This window comes from Arthrobacter sp. LAR12-1-1.1 (genome assembly GCF_040676555.1).
Classification (GTDB): domain Bacteria; phylum Actinomycetota; class Actinomycetes; order Actinomycetales; family Micrococcaceae; genus Arthrobacter.
On sequence record NZ_JBEGIG010000023.1, the window covers coordinates 69,167 to 85,944 of the forward strand.

Annotated in this window: 17 protein-coding genes; 3 read left to right on the top strand and 14 right to left on the bottom strand. The window is 68.6% G+C overall.

All coding sequences use genetic code 11. The features are described from left to right. The first annotated feature begins 13 nt into the window (after positions 1-13). The gene (locus MRBLAR12_RS13195; protein WP_229991926.1) at positions 14-871 is read left to right on the top strand and encodes an ACT domain-containing protein; all 858 of its coding nucleotides are present in this window, start codon (positions 14-16) and stop codon (positions 869-871) included. A 58-nt stretch (positions 872-929) separates the two neighbouring features. Here the strand turns inward: MRBLAR12_RS13195 and MRBLAR12_RS13200 are convergent, their stop codons facing one another. Continuing rightward, on the bottom strand, positions 930-1,880 hold the full coding sequence (locus MRBLAR12_RS13200; protein WP_364746576.1) for a diacylglycerol/lipid kinase family protein: 951 nt from the start codon (positions 1,878-1,880) through the stop codon (positions 930-932). A gap of 217 nt (positions 1,881-2,097) precedes the next feature. Here MRBLAR12_RS13200 and MRBLAR12_RS13205 point away from each other — a divergent pair, with 217 nt between their 5' ends. Beyond that, positions 2,098-2,289: a hypothetical protein gene (locus tag MRBLAR12_RS13205; RefSeq protein ID WP_364746578.1), complete on the top strand. Its 192-nt coding sequence runs from the start codon at positions 2,098-2,100 to the stop codon at positions 2,287-2,289. 36 nt (positions 2,290-2,325) lie between these two features. Here MRBLAR12_RS13205 and MRBLAR12_RS13210 read toward each other — a convergent pair whose 3' ends face one another. From MRBLAR12_RS13210 to MRBLAR12_RS13265, 12 genes are all read right to left on the bottom strand, one after another. Further along, entirely contained in the window at positions 2,326-3,132 is an 807-nt protein-coding gene (locus tag MRBLAR12_RS13210) for an IclR family transcriptional regulator domain-containing protein (protein ID WP_364746583.1), read from the bottom strand. Between the two features lie 60 nt (positions 3,133-3,192). Beyond that, a complete protein-coding gene (locus MRBLAR12_RS13215; protein WP_364746585.1) occupies positions 3,193-3,891 on the bottom strand; it encodes a 3-oxoacid CoA-transferase subunit B in 699 nt (232 codons plus the stop codon). A gap of 1 nt (position 3,892) precedes the next feature. Continuing rightward, positions 3,893-4,582, bottom strand: a complete 690-nt coding sequence (locus MRBLAR12_RS13220) for a 3-oxoacid CoA-transferase subunit A (protein WP_364746587.1) — start codon at positions 4,580-4,582, stop codon at positions 3,893-3,895. Between the two features lie 5 nt (positions 4,583-4,587). Further along, positions 4,588-5,787: a thiolase family protein gene (locus tag MRBLAR12_RS13225; protein WP_364746589.1), complete on the bottom strand. Its 1,200-nt coding sequence runs from the start codon at positions 5,785-5,787 to the stop codon at positions 4,588-4,590. After that, positions 5,784-6,239 carry a 4-carboxymuconolactone decarboxylase gene (gene pcaC, locus MRBLAR12_RS13230; RefSeq protein ID WP_364746591.1) on the bottom strand — a complete coding sequence of 152 codons (456 nt, stop codon included), beginning with the start codon at positions 6,237-6,239 and terminating at the stop codon, positions 5,784-5,786. Before pcaC ends, MRBLAR12_RS13225 begins: the two co-directional genes overlap by 4 nt. Beyond that, positions 6,236-7,054 (bottom strand): alpha/beta fold hydrolase, encoded by an 819-nt coding sequence (locus MRBLAR12_RS13235; RefSeq protein ID WP_364746593.1) that lies wholly within the window; start codon positions 7,052-7,054, stop codon positions 6,236-6,238. Before MRBLAR12_RS13235 ends, pcaC begins: the two co-directional genes overlap by 4 nt. Then, positions 7,047-8,564, bottom strand: a complete 1,518-nt coding sequence (locus MRBLAR12_RS13240) for a lyase family protein (RefSeq protein WP_364746595.1) — start codon at positions 8,562-8,564, stop codon at positions 7,047-7,049. Before MRBLAR12_RS13240 ends, MRBLAR12_RS13235 begins: the two co-directional genes overlap by 8 nt. Continuing rightward, positions 8,561-9,136, bottom strand: a complete 576-nt coding sequence (gene pcaG, locus MRBLAR12_RS13245) for a protocatechuate 3,4-dioxygenase subunit alpha (protein WP_223982391.1) — start codon at positions 9,134-9,136, stop codon at positions 8,561-8,563. The genes MRBLAR12_RS13240 and pcaG overlap by 4 nt, the downstream gene beginning before the upstream one ends. 7 nt (positions 9,137-9,143) lie before the next feature. Then, a complete protein-coding gene (pcaH, locus tag MRBLAR12_RS13250) occupies positions 9,144-10,040 on the bottom strand; it encodes a protocatechuate 3,4-dioxygenase subunit beta (protein WP_414645511.1) in 897 nt (298 codons plus the stop codon). Positions 10,041-10,081: 41 nt separating this feature from the next. Next, positions 10,082-12,070, bottom strand: a complete 1,989-nt coding sequence (locus MRBLAR12_RS13255; protein ID WP_364746598.1) for a sugar phosphate isomerase/epimerase and 4-hydroxyphenylpyruvate domain-containing protein — start codon at positions 12,068-12,070, stop codon at positions 10,082-10,084. Further along, entirely contained in the window at positions 12,070-12,951 is an 882-nt protein-coding gene (locus MRBLAR12_RS13260; protein WP_364746600.1) for a shikimate dehydrogenase, read from the bottom strand. The genes MRBLAR12_RS13255 and MRBLAR12_RS13260 overlap by 1 nt, the downstream gene beginning before the upstream one ends. 160 nt (positions 12,952-13,111) lie before the next feature. Then, on the bottom strand, positions 13,112-13,954 hold the full coding sequence (locus MRBLAR12_RS13265) for an IclR family transcriptional regulator (protein ID WP_229991914.1): 843 nt from the start codon (positions 13,952-13,954) through the stop codon (positions 13,112-13,114). A 225-nt stretch (positions 13,955-14,179) separates the two neighbouring features. Here MRBLAR12_RS13265 and MRBLAR12_RS13270 point away from each other — a divergent pair, with 225 nt between their 5' ends. Next, a complete protein-coding gene (locus MRBLAR12_RS13270; RefSeq protein ID WP_229991913.1) occupies positions 14,180-15,499 on the top strand; it encodes an MFS transporter in 1,320 nt (439 codons plus the stop codon). Positions 15,500-15,614: 115 nt separating this feature from the next. Here the strand turns inward: MRBLAR12_RS13270 and MRBLAR12_RS13275 are convergent, their stop codons facing one another. Next, a complete protein-coding gene (locus tag MRBLAR12_RS13275) occupies positions 15,615-16,700 on the bottom strand; it encodes an ATP-dependent DNA ligase (protein WP_229991912.1) in 1,086 nt (361 codons plus the stop codon). Between the last annotated feature and the right edge of the window lie 78 nt (positions 16,701-16,778).

Genomic DNA, 16,778 nt, shown 5'->3' on the forward strand with positions numbered 1-16,778 from the left:
GAATCATAGGTGTATGACGCGCAAAGCCCATGGCAAAGCCCAGTCCCCTGCCACCTCCGAGTTGAGCTGCGAAGTGTGCGGCCAGATGCCCGAACCGACCAAGGCGCGGCTGACGCTGGCCAATGTGGCCGTGATGCTTCCGATCGAATTGCTGGTGCACGCGGCGGTGGTGGAAACCCACCTGCCTTATGTTGCCAAGGTCCTGGTCCTGACCATGACCGCGACCATCCTGGTGATCTGGGTCGCCGAGCCCTCGGCGGCCCGGATGCTCAGGGGCTGGCTGCATGCCCCGGCCCTGCGCCACCGCAAACGGCTCGTCGCCGCGCCTGCCCTTTGGCGGGCGCGGACCGTCCTGAAAGACAAACCCGGGTCGCTGCAGAAACTGACGCAGGCCCTGGCCGGGTTGAACACGAACATCCTCAGCATTCATGTTCACCCCGTGGCCGGCGGTGTGCTGGACGAGTTCGTGCTCTCGGCACCGGGTGATGTCCGCGAAGCCGAGCTGCTCCGGGCGCTGCGGGCGGGCGGCGGAGCGGATCCGCACGTCTGGCCGACCACCGCCCTGGCCATGGCCGACGGGCAAACCGGCGCGCTGAGCCTGGCTGCCCGGATCGCCGCCAGTCCGGAGGAGCTGCCGCTGGCCGTCGCGGAACTGCTGCGGGCACGGATCATCCCCGGACCGGCGGCTGGCAACGCCGAGGTGCCACCCCGGACGGGCGGGGACGGGACGGTCCTGAAAATCCCTACAGCGTGGCATGGGCCCATCACGTTTTCCCGGCCCGGCGAGCCGTTCACGCCTGCCGAATCCGCCCGCGCGCACCGGCTGGCCGAACTCGCTGAGATCCTGGCACACCGGCCGGCGGCGCGCTAGCCAGCCCGGGAAGCGGCCGGCCCGGAAAGCGGCTGGCCCGGGAAGCGGCCAGCCCGGGTCAGATGCCCGTCATCCGGATGGTGAGAGCGTCGTGCTCCACAGTGACGTTGAGGTGTTTGGCCTTGCCGAGGGGGTCACCGTCGAGCTGGAATTCCTGCTCGTGGGCGAGTTCGATTTCGGCTGACTTTCCGGCGAAGTATTCGACCGACGTGTTCTTGGCGTTCTTCCGGCCGAAGACGCCGGACAGCACATCCAGCCAGCCGAACCGGCCATGAGGGGCCAAAATCACGACGTCCAGGATGCCGTCGTCGACCTTGGCATCGGGGAAGATCTCCACGCCCCCCATGATCTTGCCGCAGTTGCCCACCATGACGCTGCGGATCCGGCGCCGCACGGCATGCTGGCCGTCAATGCTGATCTTCGCCCTGATCGGCTTGCCCGGCAGGTGCCGGATGCCAGCCTCGACATAGGCGAGCCAGCCCACGCGGTCTTTGAGTTCGTCCACAGTGTTGGCCATGATGGCGGCGTCATAGCCGAGACCGGCCATGACAAGGAAGATGTGCTCCTTCTCGGCATGGTCCAGCCTGGCCTTGACCACGTCTACCTTGGTATCCGCGCCGCTGAGGACGTCGTAGCTGGCGGCCACGGGGTCGGTGATGTCGACGCCGAGGTTGCGGGCCAGCAGGTTGCCGGTCCCCAGGGGGACCAGTCCCATCGGCGTTCCGGTGCCGGCGAGGACCTCCGCCACGCAGCGGACCGTTCCGTCCCCGCCCGCCGCGATCACGACGTCGACTCCGGCATCCAGCGCCTCGCGGGCCTGGCCAATCCCGGTGTCCTCCTTGGTGGTCTCCAGCCACAGCGGCTCGGCCCAGCCCTGGGTCTCGCACAGGCGGAAGAACGAGGCACGGAAGCTTTTACCGGGAGATTTCATGGGGTTGATAACCACGGCGGCGCGCCGGGACGCTGCGTTGTCCGGGGTCTCCGGAGTCGCGGTGTTGTTCTCTGTCATGGCGTCCTTAGGGCAATGGGGCGAAAGAGTACCCGAACTGAAATCCTAGCCGCAGTGCCCGCGTAACCTCCGCAGGGCCGGCGCAAATCGTGGACGCGCGCTCCGCCACCTCACTAGACTGGGCTTCGTGATGTTCCGGAGGCTGCGCTCCGGACGCCGAAAGCGGGGGCAGATGACTGAACCAGAGAAGTATTCAGCAACGGCTGAATCATCCAGTATGGATCCTCACGACTGGGGCCGGGCCATGGCACTGGCGCTCACGCGGCTGGCCGAGCAGGTAGCGCCCGGAGACAGCGACGACATCCATGCCCTGGTGGTGGGCAGGAACTTTCACCTGAAAATCAGTGACGAGCCCGGGGGCGTCAAGATCACGGTTTCCACCGAACCCATCCCAGACCCCGCTCCCTGACGGTCCCCTTCCCAGACGTCACGTCAGGACAGTGTTTCACCGTCCCGAAGTCAGGTCCTCGGAGATGACTTCCGCTGTGGCTACCGTCGCCTCGCGCACGGCCTTGAGGTAGGCGTCGGGGTCGGTCTGCGTGGACACCGTCTGGGCCTGCAGCGAGACGTTGATCGCCGCTACCACCTTGGGCCCGTCATGGACCGGCGCCGCAATGGACATCAGCCCCAGCTCCAGTTCCTGATCCAACAGGCACCAGCCCTGGGCGCGGACCGTATCCAGCTCCGCCAGAAGGTCAGCCCGCGTTCCGATGGCTCCCGGCGTGAGGGGCCGGATCTCTGTGGCCGCGAGATAGTCTTCCAGCTTCGCCGGCGGCAGGGCCGCGAGCAGCACCCTGCCCATGGACGTCGCGTAGGCCGGGAAACGGGTGCCCACCGTAATGCCGACCGTCATGATCCGCCGGGTGGACACCCGGGCGATGTAGGCGATGTCGGTGCCCTCGAGCACCGCGGCCGACGTCGACTCCCCCAGTTCGAGCGAGAGCTCCTCCAGGTGCGGCTGGGCCAGCTGCGGCAGGGACAGCCCGGACAGGTAGGCGTAGCCGAGCTGAAGTACCTTGGCGGTCAGGGCGAAGGTCTTGCCGTCCGTTCGGACATAGCCCAACTCCGCGAGCGTGTGCAGGAACCGCCTGGCCGTGGCCCGGGTCAGTTCGGTCCGGGCCGCCACCTCGGTCAGGGTCATCTTGGGGTGCTCTGTGTCAAAGGCACGGATCACGGCGAGCCCGCGCGCCAGCGACTGCACGTACTGGTCGCTGGCCGCGGGCGCGCCGCCGCTCTTGGCTGGCTCAATCATTTCTCGCCTCTCGGTCCCGCATCACTTTAGCGGGGCGCAGGTTATCCGGCGGCAGGACTGTCAGCTTGGGTCCGTCGCCTTGAGGGGGACGGGCACCATGGCCTGGAGTTCCTCGAGCGTGCAGCCGAAGGTCTCCCGCACCTGGACGCCGTCGGGGCCGGTCAGGAAGACGGCCTTATCGGTGTAGACGCGGGTCACGCAGCCGATCCCGGTGAGCGGGTAGGTGCACGCCTCGACGAGTTTGGACACGCCGTCGCGGGTCAGGAGCGTCATCATAACGAAGACGTCCTTGGCGCCGGTGGCGAGGTCCATGGCGCCGCCGACGGCGGGGATCGCGTCCGGCGCGCCGGTGTGCCAGTTGGCGAGGTCGCCGGTGGCGGAAACCTGGAAGGCGCCCAGGACGCAGATGTCCAGGTGTCCGCCGCGCATGATGGCGAAGGAGTCAGCGTGGTGGAAGTAGGACGCCCCCGGCAATTCGGTCACGGGGATCTTCCCTGCGTTGATGAGGTCGCCGTCGATCTGGTCCCCGGTGGCCTCCGGGCCCATGCCGAGCATGCCGTTCTCGGTGTGGAGCGTGATGTTCTGCTCCGGCTCGAGGTAGTTGGAGACCAGGGTGGGCTGGCCGATGCCGAGGTTCACGAACGATCCGGGCTGGATGTCGCGGGCCACGAGGCGGGCGAGGTCGTCGCGGCCCAGCGGCTTGTCGGATGCCTGGATGCCGGTCCGGACACCCGGCTGGTCATTGGTCGGGATGCTCATCTCAAGCCACGCTTTCTGTCTTGCCTGCGGCTGCGGCCACGCGGACGATGCTGTTGACGTAGATTCCGGGGGTCACGATGACTTCCGGGTCCAGGCCGCCGGTGGGCACGATCTCGGATACCTGGACGATGGTGTGTTTCGCGGCGGCGGCCATGATGGGACCGAAGTTCCGTGCGGTCTTGCGGTAGACGAGATTGCCCCTGCCGTCCGCCGTGAGGGCCTTGATGAGGGCGACGTCGGCGTGGATGGGGGTCTCGAACACCTGCCACTTGCCGTCCAGGTAGCGGGTTTCCTTGCCCTCGGCGAGCATGGTGCCATAGCCGGTGGGCGTGAAGAAGCCGCCGATCCCGGCGCCGGCGGCACGGATCCGCTCAGCGAGGTTCCCCTGCGGGACCAGCTCGAGTTCGATCTCGCCGGCACGGTATTTGGCGTCGAAGTGCCAGGAGTCGGACTGCCGCGGGAAAGAGCAGATCACTTTCTTCACCCGGCCTTCCTTGATGAGCAGGGCAAGGCCCTGGTCGCCCTGGCCGGCGTTGTTGTTCACCACGGTAAGGTCGGTGGCGCCGCCGTCCAGCAGCGCGTCGATCAGTTCGAACGGCTGCCCGGCGTTGCCGAAGCCGCCGATCATAACCGTGGAGCCGTCCTTGATGCCGGCGACGGCCTCACCGACGGTGTCAATAAAATTCAGCATCTCACTTAACCCTTCACGCCAGAAGTTACGTTTTCGAGCACGACGGCCAGGCCCTGGCCGACGCCGATGCAGATCGCGGCGACGCCCCAGCGCTGCCCGGAGGCCTGCAGGGACCGGGCCAGGGTGCCGAGGATCCGGCCGCCGGAGGCGCCGAGCGGGTGGCCCATCGCGATCGCGCCGCCGTGCCGGTTCACGATCCCGGGGTCGATGCCCCAGGCGTTGATGCAGGCCAGGGACTGCGCGGCGAACGCCTCGTTCAGTTCGACGGCGCCGACCTGGTCCCAGCCGATGCCGGCCTTGGCGAGGGCCTTGTTCGCGGCCTCCACGGGGGCGTAGCCGAAGTACTGCGGGTCGTTCGCGTGCGCGCCGCGCCCGGCGATCCGGGCCAGCGGGTCCAGGCCCAGGATCGCGGCGGCGGCCTCGGAGCCGAGCCACGCCGCGGAGGCGCCGTCGGAGAGCGGGGAGGCGTTCCCGGCCGTGACGGTGCCGTTCTCGGTGCGGAACACGGTCTTGAGCCCGGCGAGCTTCTCGGCCGAGGACCCGGCCCGGATGCCCTCGTCGCGGACCAGGTCCGTGCCCGGGACCGGGGCGACGAGGGTGTCGTAGAAGCCCTCGTCCCAGGCCGCGGCGGCCAGGTTGTGGGAGGCGGCGGAGAACTCGTCCTGCGCCTGCCGGCCCACGCCGTATCTTTCGGCCAGCCGTTCGGTGGCCTCGCCCAGGGAGATGGTCCATTCCTTGGGCATGGCCTGGTTCACCAGCCGCCAGCCCAGCGTGGTGGAGGCCAGGGTGAGGTCCCCGGCCGGGTACGGCTTCTCGGTCTTGGGCAGCACCCAGGGCGCGCGGGACATGGACTCGGCGCCGCCGACCAGCATCAGCTCGGCGTCGCCGGTGTTGATCTGCCGGGAGGCGATGATCGCCGCGTCCAGCGAGGAGCCGCAGAGCCGGTTGACGGTGGTACCGGGAATGGACACCGGAAGGCCCGCGAGCAGGGTGCCCATCCGGGCGATGTTGCGGTTTTCCTCCCCGGCGCCGTTGGCGTTGCCGAACACCACCTCATCGATCCGCTCCACGTCCAGCCCCGGGGCGCGCTTCACCGCTTCCCGGATCACGTGCGCGGCAAGATCATCCGGACGGACCCCGGCCAGGCCGGAACCGAACTTCCCGAAGGGCGTCCTCACGGCATCGTAAATGAAAGCCTGGTTCATGCTGTCTGGTCCATTTCTGTGTTGTCCATGGATTGGAACACCTGCTGGGCGGTCTTGAAGGCCGTGTTGGCGGAGGGGACCCCGCAGTAGATGGCGGTCTGGAGCAGGATTTCCTTGATCTCATCCCGGCTCAGGCCGTTGGTGATGGCGGCACGGATGTGCATGGCCAGTTCTTCCCAGTGCCCGTGCGCCACCATGGCGGTAAGGGTGACGGCCGAGCGCATCTGGCGGCTGATCCCGGGCCGGGTCCAGATGCCGCCCCAGGCGATCCGGGTGATCATGTCCTGGAAGTCCTCGGTGAAGGAATCCTTGTTCGCGTTGGCGCGGTCCACGTGCGCGGCGCCGAGGACCTCGCGGCGGACTTTCATGCCGCCGTCGTAGATTTCCTGGCTTGTCGCGCCGGGCTGGACTACGCCGTTTCGTTCGGGGCTGTTGAGTTGGTGTCCGGTCATTCGCCCGCTCCTTGGGTCTCGGTCCAGGTGATGAGGCTTTTCAGCAACTCGGCGATGTGCCCCGGCGCCTCGAAGGGCGCCAGGTGTGCCACGCCCTCCAGGCTGACGGCCGTGGCCGTGCCGCCGCCGGAGGTGATGCCCGCGGCGACTTCCTCGGCCATGGACGGCGGGGCGACGGCGTCCATGGCACCGGCAACCACCTGCGTGGGGACGCGGATGGTGCCGAGCTGGTCCCGCACGTCGAAGCCGGCCAGGGCCTCACAGCAGAAGGCGTAGCTGAAGCGGTCGGCGTCCCGGAGGGTGTGCAGGAGCCGGCCGCTGAGCTCGGGCTGGCGGTCCATGAACCCCGGTGCGAACCAGCGCTCCGCGGACCCTTGGATCATCACCGGGGTTCCCTGCGTGCGGACGGTTTCGGCTCGCTCCAGCCAGCCCTCTGGCGTGCCGAGCTTCGCGCCGGAGCACTGCACGGACAGGCTCTTGAGCCGGTCGCCGTGCTTGATGGCCAGTTGCAGGCCGGTGGCCCCGCCGAGGGACACGCCGGCATAGTGGAAGCGCGCGCCGGGGGCGATCGAATCGACCAGTCCGATCACGGCGTCGGCCAGGTCGGCGACCGTGAAGTTCTCCTGCGCCGCGGGCGAGACGCCGTGGCCGGGCAGATCCCAGGCGACGACGTCGACGTCGGCGCCCAGTATGGTGCCGGCCTGGCTCCAGAGCAGCGAGGATGTCCCGAGCGATGGGCCAACGACGAGGAGGGGCTTGTCGCCGAGCGGACGCTGGGGCGAGAGCAGGACTGCTTTGACGGTGGGTCTAGCCACGGGAGGCTCCGTTCTGGAGTTGGTGGGCGGTGGCGCCGGCCGGGGCGGCGGCGTGGGCGGTGGCGTATTCCGGGTACGCCGCGAGGATGCGGCGGGAGATCTCAACGGCCTGGCCGAGGTAGTTGGCCGGGTCCAAAAGCTCCTCAAGCCGGGCGTCGGTGAGCAGATATTCCGGGACGGCCGCGCGGAGCAGTGTCCGGTAGGTGGCCGCCTGCTCCGCGGCCGGGGCCCGGAGCGTTTCGTCCACGACGGCCTGCAGGCGCTGCTTCCCGGTCCGGCCCGATCCCGTCTCGGCGCTGCGCACGTCCAAAAGCGGCGCGACGGCGGCGTTGACGGCTTCAGAGAGCAGCAGCGGGCCGGCGAGGTCCAGGTTGCGGCGCATCGCTGCGGGGAAGACCTGCAGCCCTTCGGCCAATTCGCGCATCTGCGCCGCGGCGCCGAGGGCCAGACGCAGCAGCTGGCGCAGGGCCACCCATTCGCTGTGCCAGGCGCCGTCGGGGCGTTCGTCGTTGAAATTGGCGGCCGCGAGGTGCAGCTGTGCGGCCAGGGCCGGAGCCTGCAGGGCGGCGCTGCGGATCAGCACGGAGAGCACGGGGTTCTGCTTTTGCGGCATGGCCGAGGACACGCCCCTTCCCGCGACGCGCGGTTCGGCGAGCTCGGCCACTTCCGGCCGGCTCAGGAACAGGATGTCGGCGGCCATCTTTCCGGCCGCGTCCGTCACGGCCGCCAGCGCGTCGCCGAGCCCGGTCACGGCCAACCGGTTGGTGTGCCAGGGGGCAGGAACCGTGGCGAGACCCAGGCGGGCGGCGAGCCGGTCGGCGAGGTCAAACGGGGAGAGCGGCCCGCCGGCGGAAGTCAGCACCGTGCCTGCGGCGAGGGTCCCGGCGGCGCCGCCGGTCTGGACCGGCAGGTCGAGGGCCTCGAGCCGGCTGGCCGCGGCAGCGAGCCCGTTGAACCACTGCGCGGCCCGCAGCCCGAAGCTGTAGGGCAGCGAGTGCTGGGTCAGGCTGCGGGCAACACAAAGCGTGGCCGCATGGGCTTCGGCAAGCACCGCGAGGGCGGACGTGGCCGCCTTGAGCTCGGCCTTCAGCTCGCGCACGGCCCCGGCAGCCAGCACCATCAGTGCCGAGTCGAGCACGTCCTGGCTGGTCAGCGAGGTGTGAACGGCCTGTACCGCGCCAATACCGCCGGTGTCCAGGTTCCTGACCTGTTCCCGGAGGTCGGCGAGCAGCGGGATGACGGGGTTGCCGCCGCCCTGGGCGCGGACAGCGATGCCAGCGACGTCGTACCGCTGCACGTCCGCGGCGGCGGCCACCACTGCGGCGGACCCGGCCGGGGCGAGGCCCGCCTCGTCCAGGACCGTCGCCCAGGCTTCCTCCACGGTCAGGATGGCGGCGAGCACTGCACGGTCCCCGGTCAGCGCCGCCACAAGCGGCGACGCCGACACGGGATTCAGCAGGCCAAAGTCGCCATGCAGGCCAACGTCGCCGTCGGTCTCGAAGAAGGTCACTTCGAGGCACCCTCGGCGTCGCTGAAATCCAGGAACACCGTCTCGCCCTCGCCCTGGAGGCGGATGTCCCAGGTCAGTCCGCCGTCGGGATCCCGGCGCGCGATCAGGGACCGGCGGCGGTCCGGCTCGAGCGAGCTGAGCAGCGGATCCTTGGCCAGGGCTTCCTCGTCCTCCGGCAGGTAGACGCGGGTGAACAGGCGGTTCATCAGGCCCCGGGCAAAGACGGCGACGGCGATGAACGGCGCCGCGCCCTCCTCGGTGGGGCCGGGATTCACCGTGGTGAAGGTGAAGACGCCGGTGTTGCCCACGGCGCTGCGGCCGAAGCCGGTGAAGGTGTAGCCGTCGCGGACCAGGGAGCCCGTGCGGTGCGGAACGTTGCCGTCCGCGTCGGCCTGCCAGATCTCCAGGATCGCGTCCGGGATCGGGTGCCCGGCGCCGTCATAGACGGTGCCCTGGAGCCGGATGGAGCCCGGGGAGCCGGGGGCCAGGAGCTCGCGGTCCTTGGTGTAGGGAAGGGCGTAGCCGTAGAACGGCCCCACAGTCTGGCCCGGCGTCGGGGTGAGTTTACTCATGGCGCTCCTATTCATTCTCGTCGCCTCCTGCGCCCAATGCCTGGTTTTCGGTCCAGGTCCGCTTGGACCCGGTCAGGACAATGTCCCAGTTGTAGGCCAGAGCCCATTCGGGTTTGGTCTGCTCGTGGTTGTAGGTGGCCACGAGCCGGTCGCGGGCGTCCTGGTCCACGATCGACTGGTAGATCGGGTCCAGCGGGAACAGCTGGTCACCGGGGAAGTACATCTGGGTGACGATCCGCTGGGTGAACTCCTGCCCGAACAGGGAGAAGTGGATGTGGGCCGGGCGCCAGGCATTGAGGTGGTTCTTCCACGGGTAGGCGCCGGGCTTGATGGTGGTGAAGCTGTAGGAGCCGTCGGCGCCCGTGATGCAGCGGCCGACGCCGGTGAAGTTGGGGTCCAGCGGTGCCGGGTGCTGGTCCCGCTTGTGGATGTAGCGGCCGGCGGAGTTCGCCTGCCAAATCTCCACAAGCTGGCCGGCCACGGGGCGGCCGTCGCCGTCGAGCACGCGGCCGGAGACCACGATGCGTTCGCCCAGCGGCTCGCCGTTGTGCGCGATGGTCAGGTCCGCTTCCAGCGCGTGGACGTCCATGTGCCCGAACGCCGGCGAGTAGAGTTCGATGGTTTCCGGGTCCGCGTGGTGCAGGTCCTTGGTGGGGTGGCGCAGGACGCTGCTGCGGTACGGCGCGTAGTCGAGCCGCGGCTGGGTTTCGGCCGGGGCTCCGTTTTTGAGGGCCTGCGCGTAGGCCTCGCCGATCGCCTTCATCTCGGCGCTGAGGTCCGCCTGCGACTCAGCGGCGGCGTCGAGCGGCGCATACGTCTTTGGTGCGGCCTCCGTGGCTTCGTCGGACACGTCCTCGGTGATCGGGTCGGCATTGTAGATGTCGAGGTTGATTTCTTCAGGCACAGCAGCCTCCTTTCCTTGGTGTGTTTGTTGTTCGGATGGGGTCAGGAAGTGCGGGTCAGGTGGTGCAGATGGTCGTACTGGACGGCGTGCCGCACCGGGGCGTTCGGGGCGCCGTAGCCGTCGTAGGCGCCGCGGCGTTCCACCATTTCGAAGAACACGCTGCCCACCGTGGCCGTGTAGAAATGCAGGAATTCGCCGTCGGCATCGCGGTCATAGAGCAGGTTGAGCTCGCGGAGCGTGGCCAGGAATTCCGGCTCCAGCTCGAACCGGGCATCGAGGTCCTCGTAGTAGTTCGCCGGGATCCGCAGGAAGTCCAGTCCGCGGTCCCGTGCCGCCCGGGCAGTGGCCACGAGGTCATCCACGGCGAACGCCACGTGCTCCTGGTAGGTGCGGCGGTGGCCGGTCCCGGACGCGCCGGGTTCCGACGCGCCGGTGGGGCCCTCCTGCTGCAGCAGCGGCGCCAGGTTCAGCACCAGGCGGACGCCCCGGTCCTGCGTGAGCATCACCTGGGACCGGACCAGCCCGGTGGGGCTGGCCACCTCGGCGAACGGCTGCGGCTCCAGCGCAAGCGCGCTGGTGTAGAAGAGCACGGCCTCGTCGAAGTGCTGCCACGGCTGGGCGAGGTTGACGTGGTCGATCACGGCGCCCGGGTTGCCGGCCCGATCCTCCGCGGGGACGCCCGGTCCGTCGCCGAATTCCCGGGTCCACGCGGCGGTGCCGTCCGGGCTGCCCTGGCAGAGGAAGATTTCGGTGGAGTCCGGCGCGGCGAAGCCCTGGAAGACTTCCTCATTGGCCTGGCTCTTGCGCGGCACCGCGGGAGCCTTGAGCTGCTGGGCGCGGGCGGCGGCGATGACGGGAGAGTCGACGTCAAAGCCCACGGCAGAAATGGCAGCGGAAATGGCAGCGGCGGCGGGAGCCTGCTGGAGGGCAGCACCGGCGGCGGTGGCCGGTTCTTCATTGATGATCACGCGGGCGTGGCCCATGGTCCACAATTGCACGTCCTTGGTCCGATGCCGCCCGTTAAACGCAAACCCCAGCTGGCCGAGCAGGGTTTCCAGGCCGGCGGTGTCCCCTGCGCGGACCTCGGCGAAGTTGAAGCCGGCCGGCTCGGCCACCCGGGGCAGCGTGGCGAGCTCCATGGGGTAGCGGCGCCGGGCCGCGGGGCCGGCCGCCTTGCTGGCCTCCTCGCCTTCGGCGGGGGCCGGGTTTGCCTCTAGCCAGGCGGCGCTTTGCTCTTCGAGCCAGATCAGCGACCGCATGGCATCGACGGCGGTGCGTTCGACGTCGGACTGGCGGAAGACGTCGTTGAACACCTCCAGCGACACCGGCCCGGTGTAGCCGGCGCGGACCACGTGGCCCATGAACTTGGCGAGCTCGAACTGGCCCTCACCCGGAAACACCCGGTAGTGCCGGCTCCAGGACAGCACGTCCATGGACAGCTTGGGGGCATCGGCGACCTGCACGAAGAAGATCTTCTCCGGGTTGAAGGCCTCGATCGGCGCGGTGTCCCAGTCCCGGGAGAGGATGTGGAAGGAGTCCAGGCAGGTGCCCAGGTTGGGGTGGTCCACCATGTCGACCAGCCGGTGGGCGTGCTCGTAGTCGTTGACGTACTTGCCCCAGGCGAGGGCCTCATAGGCGACCTTGACGCCGTGTTCACCCGCGAGGTGCGCGAGCCGGGAGAGCTGGGTTGCCCGGAGATCGTCGTCGTCGATCGTGGCCGTGCCGACGTTGGAACAGAGCAGCATGGTGTCCATGCCCAGGCGGGACATGAGCCTGAACTTGGCATCCGCGCGGCGAAGGTTGGCGGCGAGCAAGTCCTCGGGAACACTGTCGAAGTCGCGGAAGGGCTGGTAGAGGTCCAGGTTCAGGCCGAGGTCGGCGGCCAGTTTCCGGACGTCCTCCGGGCTCAGCGGGGACGTCACGAGGTCCTGTTCGAAGATTTCGATCCCGTCGAAGCCGGCCACGGCGCAGGCCTGCATTTTTTCCCGCAGGGTGCCGGCGAGGCAGACGGTGGCGATTCCGGTGCGCATCAGGCGGCCACTTCTTCCGCGGCCACAAGTTCCAGGAAGTGGGAGCGCATGCGGTCGGCATCGGCCTGGCGCCCGGTGAAGATCCGGAAGGCGTCCGCCGCCTGGCCCACGGCCATCCGGCCGCCGTCGAGCACGTCGCAGCCCTTGGCGCGCGCCTCGCGGACAAGCTCGGTTTCGATCGGCCGGTACACGATGTCGGCCACCCAGTGCCGGGACTCCACGAGGGACATGTCCAGCGGAACGCCCGGGTGGGCGGCCATGCCCACGGGGGTGCAGTGCACCAGGCCGTCGGCCTGCGGCATGAGCTGCGGGAGCTCCGCCGTCGTCCGGGCAGTGACGGTCCGGTCCGGGAAGAATCCGGCGAGCTCGGCCGCCCGGGCGGCGCAGCGCGCCGCGTCGGTGTCCACGAGGTCCAGTTCGCGGACTCCCGCGGTGAGCAAGGCGTAGGCGACGGCGGAACCGGCGCCGCCGGCGCCCAGCTGCACCACGCGGTCCAGGGTGGCGCCGGGGAGCCCGGAGGCCAGCGCCGCCGCGAAGCCGGAAAAGTCGGTGTTGTAGCCAATGAAGCGGCCCTCGCGGATGACCACGGTGTTGACGGCGCCGAGGCGCCGGGCGTCTGCGGAGACTTCGTCGAGGTAGTCGACCACGAGCTGCTTGCAGGGGTGCGTGATGTTCAATCCGTTGAACCCGAGGCTCCGGGCGCCGGCGAGCAGCTCCCCCACGGCCTGGCCGGGCAGGCCGAGTTCGGTGAGGTCGATGGGGCGGTAGAGGTACCGGAGGCCCTGCACGTCGCCTTCGCGTTCGTGCATGTAGGGCGTGAGGGAGGGCATGACGCCGTCTCCCACGAGGCCCACGAGGAAGGACTCTGCTCGATTGCTCATCCGGTTAGCTCCTTTGACAGCGGCACTCGGCGGGCTGGGACGCTTGCGGCATCTCCGGCGGCCCGGGTGACAGGGATTACATTACAGACTTTGTTCACATGTTGCACTGTTGTTCGAATGACGAACTTATTGTTACGGCGGTGGCTCCGGCGTCGGGCCGTCACCGCTGGGGCAGCCGGGCCGACAGCTCGGCGGCCGCCGCCTGAAGCAACGGCACAAGGGCCACCAGGGACTCCATGCTGAGGCGGAACACCGGAACTGCCGTGGCAAGGGAGGCGAAGGCGTGCCCCTGGGCGTTGAAGACCGGGACGGCGACGGCGCGCATGCCGAGCTCGTTTTCCTCGTCCATGGTCGCGTAGCCCTGGCGCCGGACCTGCTCGATTTCCGCCCGGAAAGCCTCGCGGTCGGTGATGGAGAGCGCCGTCAGCGGTTCCAGGGGCAGCTCGTCGACGAGCTGGACGCGGGTGGCGTCATCGGCGAACGCCACCAGCGCCTTGCCCACCGAGGTGGTGTGCAGGGCCCCGAGATGCCCGGGGTCGCTCGTGACCCGGAAGGTCTGCGGGCCGTCCACCTTGTTCACCGTCAGGTGGTGGAGGCCGTCGCGCACGGAGAGGATGGTCGCCTCGCCCGTTTCCTCGGTGACCCGCCGCAGGATGGGCAGGGCCGTACCCGCGAAGCCGTGATGGTTGGAAACGCGCTGGCCGAGCTGGAACACCCGCAGCCCCAGGTGGTAGCGGCGGCCGTCCGGCTCATAGTCCACGAAGCCGTCCCGCGTCAGGGACCCGAGCAGGCGGTAGGTGGTGCTGAACGGCAGATCCGCCCGGCGGGAAATGTCCGCGGCACTGGCGCCGCGCGGCTCGTCGCCCAGGAGGACCAGCAGGCCCAGCGCCTTGCCCACCATGTCCGTCCTCGAGTCCTCCCTGGCGGCTTTGGCCGGCTTTGCAGGGGCTTCCCCGGGATACCCGGAAGCGGCGGGCGTATCTGTGGCTTGATTCACACTCATGTACTGATATTCCCACATAGTGAGAGCTATTTCTAGATGGTGATTATTTTTCTTGACAAGTGACTGTGCTCACAGTCATGATTGCTATATCGCAAAAGTAGCTTCCACCATGTGGCTACTAATCCTGGTCTTTCCACGGACCTCCGGCTGCACCACACTTAAGCAAGCGGCAGTCGAGACCTTCCTGATCCATCCGCGACAACGTCGTCACACCAAAGGAACACCATGAGCCACACTGTCCCGTCCACGACGCCGGGTACCGTCACAGGAGGGACGCCGAAGAAGGCGGCCCTTGCCAGCTTCCTGGGCAGCGCCGTCGAGTATTACGACTTCTTCATCTTCGGTTCCGCAGCGGCACTGATCTTCCCGCACGTTTTCTTCCCCGATGCGGACACCAATGCGGCCATCATGTCCTTCGCGACCTTCGGCTTCGCCTACGTGGCCCGTCCGGTCGGCGCGGTCATCCTCGGCCACTTCGGCGACAGGATTGGACGCCGGAAGGTCCTCATGTTCACGCTGCTGCTGATGGGTGCCGCCACTTTCGTTATCGGCTGTCTCCCGGACTTCGACACGGTCGGCTGGTGGGCCCCGGCACTTCTGGTGCTGGCACGGCTCTGCCAGGGCCTGTCCGCAGCCGGCGAGCAGGCCGGCGCCTCCTCCATGACGCTCGAGCACGCCCCGGACAACCGCCGCTCGTTCTTCACCTCCTGGACCCTGACCGGAACCCAGGGCGGCCAGATCCTCGCCGCCCTCGTGTTCATCCCCGTACTGGCCCTGCCCGATGAGATCAAATACACCATCGGCTGGCGCATCCCGTTCTGGCTCAGCGCCGTGGTTGTGCTGATCGCGTTCTTCATCCGCCGCACCCTGCACGAGCCCCCGGCGTTCGAGGAAGCCCAGAAGACCAAGCAGATCTCCAAGCTCCCGGTGGCCGACCTCCTCAAGGACCACTGGCGCGATGTCCTCCGCGTCATCGCCTGCGCCTTCATCGCCGCCGTGTCCACCGTCTTCGGCACCCTGGCCATCAGCTACGCCAAGAACGTCGCCGGCGTGGACGGCACCACCACCCTCTGGCTCGTGGTGGGCGCCAACTTCATGGCCCTGGGCACCCAGCCGCTGTTCGGCATGCTCGCGGACAAGATCGGCCGCAAACCGGTCTTCATCTATGGCGCACTGTCCAGCGCGGTCCTGACCCCGGTCTTCCTGCTGAGCCTCGAATCCGGCAGTGTCCCTCTGATGTTCCTCGCGGCAATCGGGTTCTTCTCGTTCGGCTACGCTGCGGCCAACGCGGTCTGGCCCTCCTTCTACGCCGAGATGTTCACCACCAACGTCCGCTTCTCCGGCCTCGCGATCGGTACGCAGCTTGGCTTCCTGATGGCCGGTTTCGCCCCGGCGATCGTCGCGGCCATGGGCGGCATCCAGTCCGGCGGCTGGGTCCAGATCAGCATCTTCACCGGCATCATCTGCCTGATCGCCACCGTCGCGGCACTGACGGCCAAGGAGACGTTCAAGGTCCCCACCCGGGAGCTCGGCCAGCAGCACTAGGTTCCCGCCCGGCGCTCGGCCGGCAGTTCCGCACCGCACGACGGCGGCCCGTCCCTTTGGGGGCGGGCCGCGTCGTTAAAGGCGCTATTGCGTCGTCTCAGGTTAGGTTTGGGCCTTAGCGTACGGCGCCCAGCACCGCGGCGAGATCGAACTTCACCGGCTCCTCCAGCTGGTCATAGGTGCAGGAGTGCGGATCCCGGTCCGGACGCCAGCGCACGAACTGGGCAGTGTGTCGGAACCGTTCGCCCTCCATGTGGTCGTACTTCACTTCCACCACGCGCTCGGGCCGGAGCGGGGTGAAGGACAGGTCCTTGCCGCCGCTCCACCGGCTTCCCTGGGCATTCCGCGGGGTCCGCGCCCCCTCCTCCTGCCGGGCCCAGGCCCAGGGGTGGTCCTCGAAACCGGTGACCAGCTCCTGCAGCTCGGCAAACAGCTCCTGGCGCCGTGCCATCGGGAAGGCGCCCACCACGCCGACATTCGCCAGCACCCCGGCGTCGTCGTAGAGCCCCAGCAACAGCGAGCCGATCCGGTCCGGACCGGAGGTGTGCACGCGGTATCCGGCGAGCACGCAGTCCGCCGTCCGCTCATGCTTGACCTTGACCATCGCGCGCTTGTCCGGCTGGTAGGTGCCCTCCAGCGTCTTGGCCACGATGCCGTCAAGTCCGGCGCCCTCGAACTGCCGGAACCAGCGCTGCGCCGTGTCCCGGTCGGAAGTCGCGGCCGTCAGGTGGACCGGGGCCGCGCTGGCCGCGAGTGCGCGTTCGAGCTCCCGCCGGCGCTCGGCGAAGGGTTTTCCGGTGAGGTCCTCGTCGCCGAGGGCGAGCAGGTCGAACGCCACGAAACGCGCCGGGGTCTGTCCCGCGAGCAGCTTCACCCGGCTGGCGGCCGGATGGATGCGCTGCTGGAGCGCATCGAAGTCGAGCCGGTCCCCCGAGGCCGCCACCAGGATGATCTCGCCGTCCACCACGCAGCGTTCCGGCAGCTCCGTCTTCAGCGCCTCGACGAGCTCGGGGAAGTAGCGCGTCATCGGCTTGCCGTTCCGGCTGCCGATCTCCACCTCGTCGCCGTCGCGGAAGATGATGGAGCGGAACCCGTCCCACTTCGGTTCAAAGAGCCAGCCCTTTCCAGTGTCCGGCACCGGCAGGGCAGGGAGTGCTTTGGCCAGCATGGGCGCAATGGGTGGCATCAACGGCAGTCGCATAGCGCCCATTCTTGCGCCGCGGACCCGGCACCGCCAGCCCCGCCGCAGGGCTTTCCCCAACGAGGGTTTCCTCGACAC

Bases quoted from the DNA above. Each gene is read 5' to 3' on its own strand.
- pcaC (WP_364746591.1), bottom strand. From the start codon at position 6,239: ATGACCGGACACCAACTCAACAGCCCCGAACGAAACGGCGTAGTCCAG.
- MRBLAR12_RS13205 (WP_364746578.1), top strand. From the start codon at position 2,098: ATGGATCCTCACGACTGGGGCCGGGCCATGGCACTGGCGCTCACGCGG.
- MRBLAR12_RS13215 (WP_364746585.1), bottom strand. From the start codon at position 3,891: ATGAGCATCCCGACCAATGACCAGCCGGGTGTCCGGACCGGCATCCAG.
- MRBLAR12_RS13220 (WP_364746587.1), bottom strand. From the start codon at position 4,582: ATGCTGAATTTTATTGACACCGTCGGTGAGGCCGTCGCCGGCATCAAG.
- MRBLAR12_RS13260 (WP_364746600.1), bottom strand. From the start codon at position 12,951: ATGAGCAATCGAGCAGAGTCCTTCCTCGTGGGCCTCGTGGGAGACGGC.
- MRBLAR12_RS13200 (WP_364746576.1), bottom strand. From the start codon at position 1,880: ATGACAGAGAACAACACCGCGACTCCGGAGACCCCGGACAACGCAGCG.
- MRBLAR12_RS13270 (WP_229991913.1), top strand. From the start codon at position 14,180: ATGAGCCACACTGTCCCGTCCACGACGCCGGGTACCGTCACAGGAGGG.
- MRBLAR12_RS13195 (WP_229991926.1), top strand. From the start codon at position 14: ATGACGCGCAAAGCCCATGGCAAAGCCCAGTCCCCTGCCACCTCCGAG.
- pcaG (WP_223982391.1), bottom strand. From the start codon at position 9,136: ATGAGTAAACTCACCCCGACGCCGGGCCAGACTGTGGGGCCGTTCTAC.
- MRBLAR12_RS13210 (WP_364746583.1), bottom strand. From the start codon at position 3,132: ATGATTGAGCCAGCCAAGAGCGGCGGCGCGCCCGCGGCCAGCGACCAG.
- MRBLAR12_RS13225 (WP_364746589.1), bottom strand. From the start codon at position 5,787: ATGAACCAGGCTTTCATTTACGATGCCGTGAGGACGCCCTTCGGGAAG.
- MRBLAR12_RS13265 (WP_229991914.1), bottom strand. From the start codon at position 13,954: ATGAGTGTGAATCAAGCCACAGATACGCCCGCCGCTTCCGGGTATCCC.
- MRBLAR12_RS13255 (WP_364746598.1), bottom strand. From the start codon at position 12,070: ATGCGCACCGGAATCGCCACCGTCTGCCTCGCCGGCACCCTGCGGGAA.
- MRBLAR12_RS13275 (WP_229991912.1), bottom strand. From the start codon at position 16,700: ATGCGACTGCCGTTGATGCCACCCATTGCGCCCATGCTGGCCAAAGCA.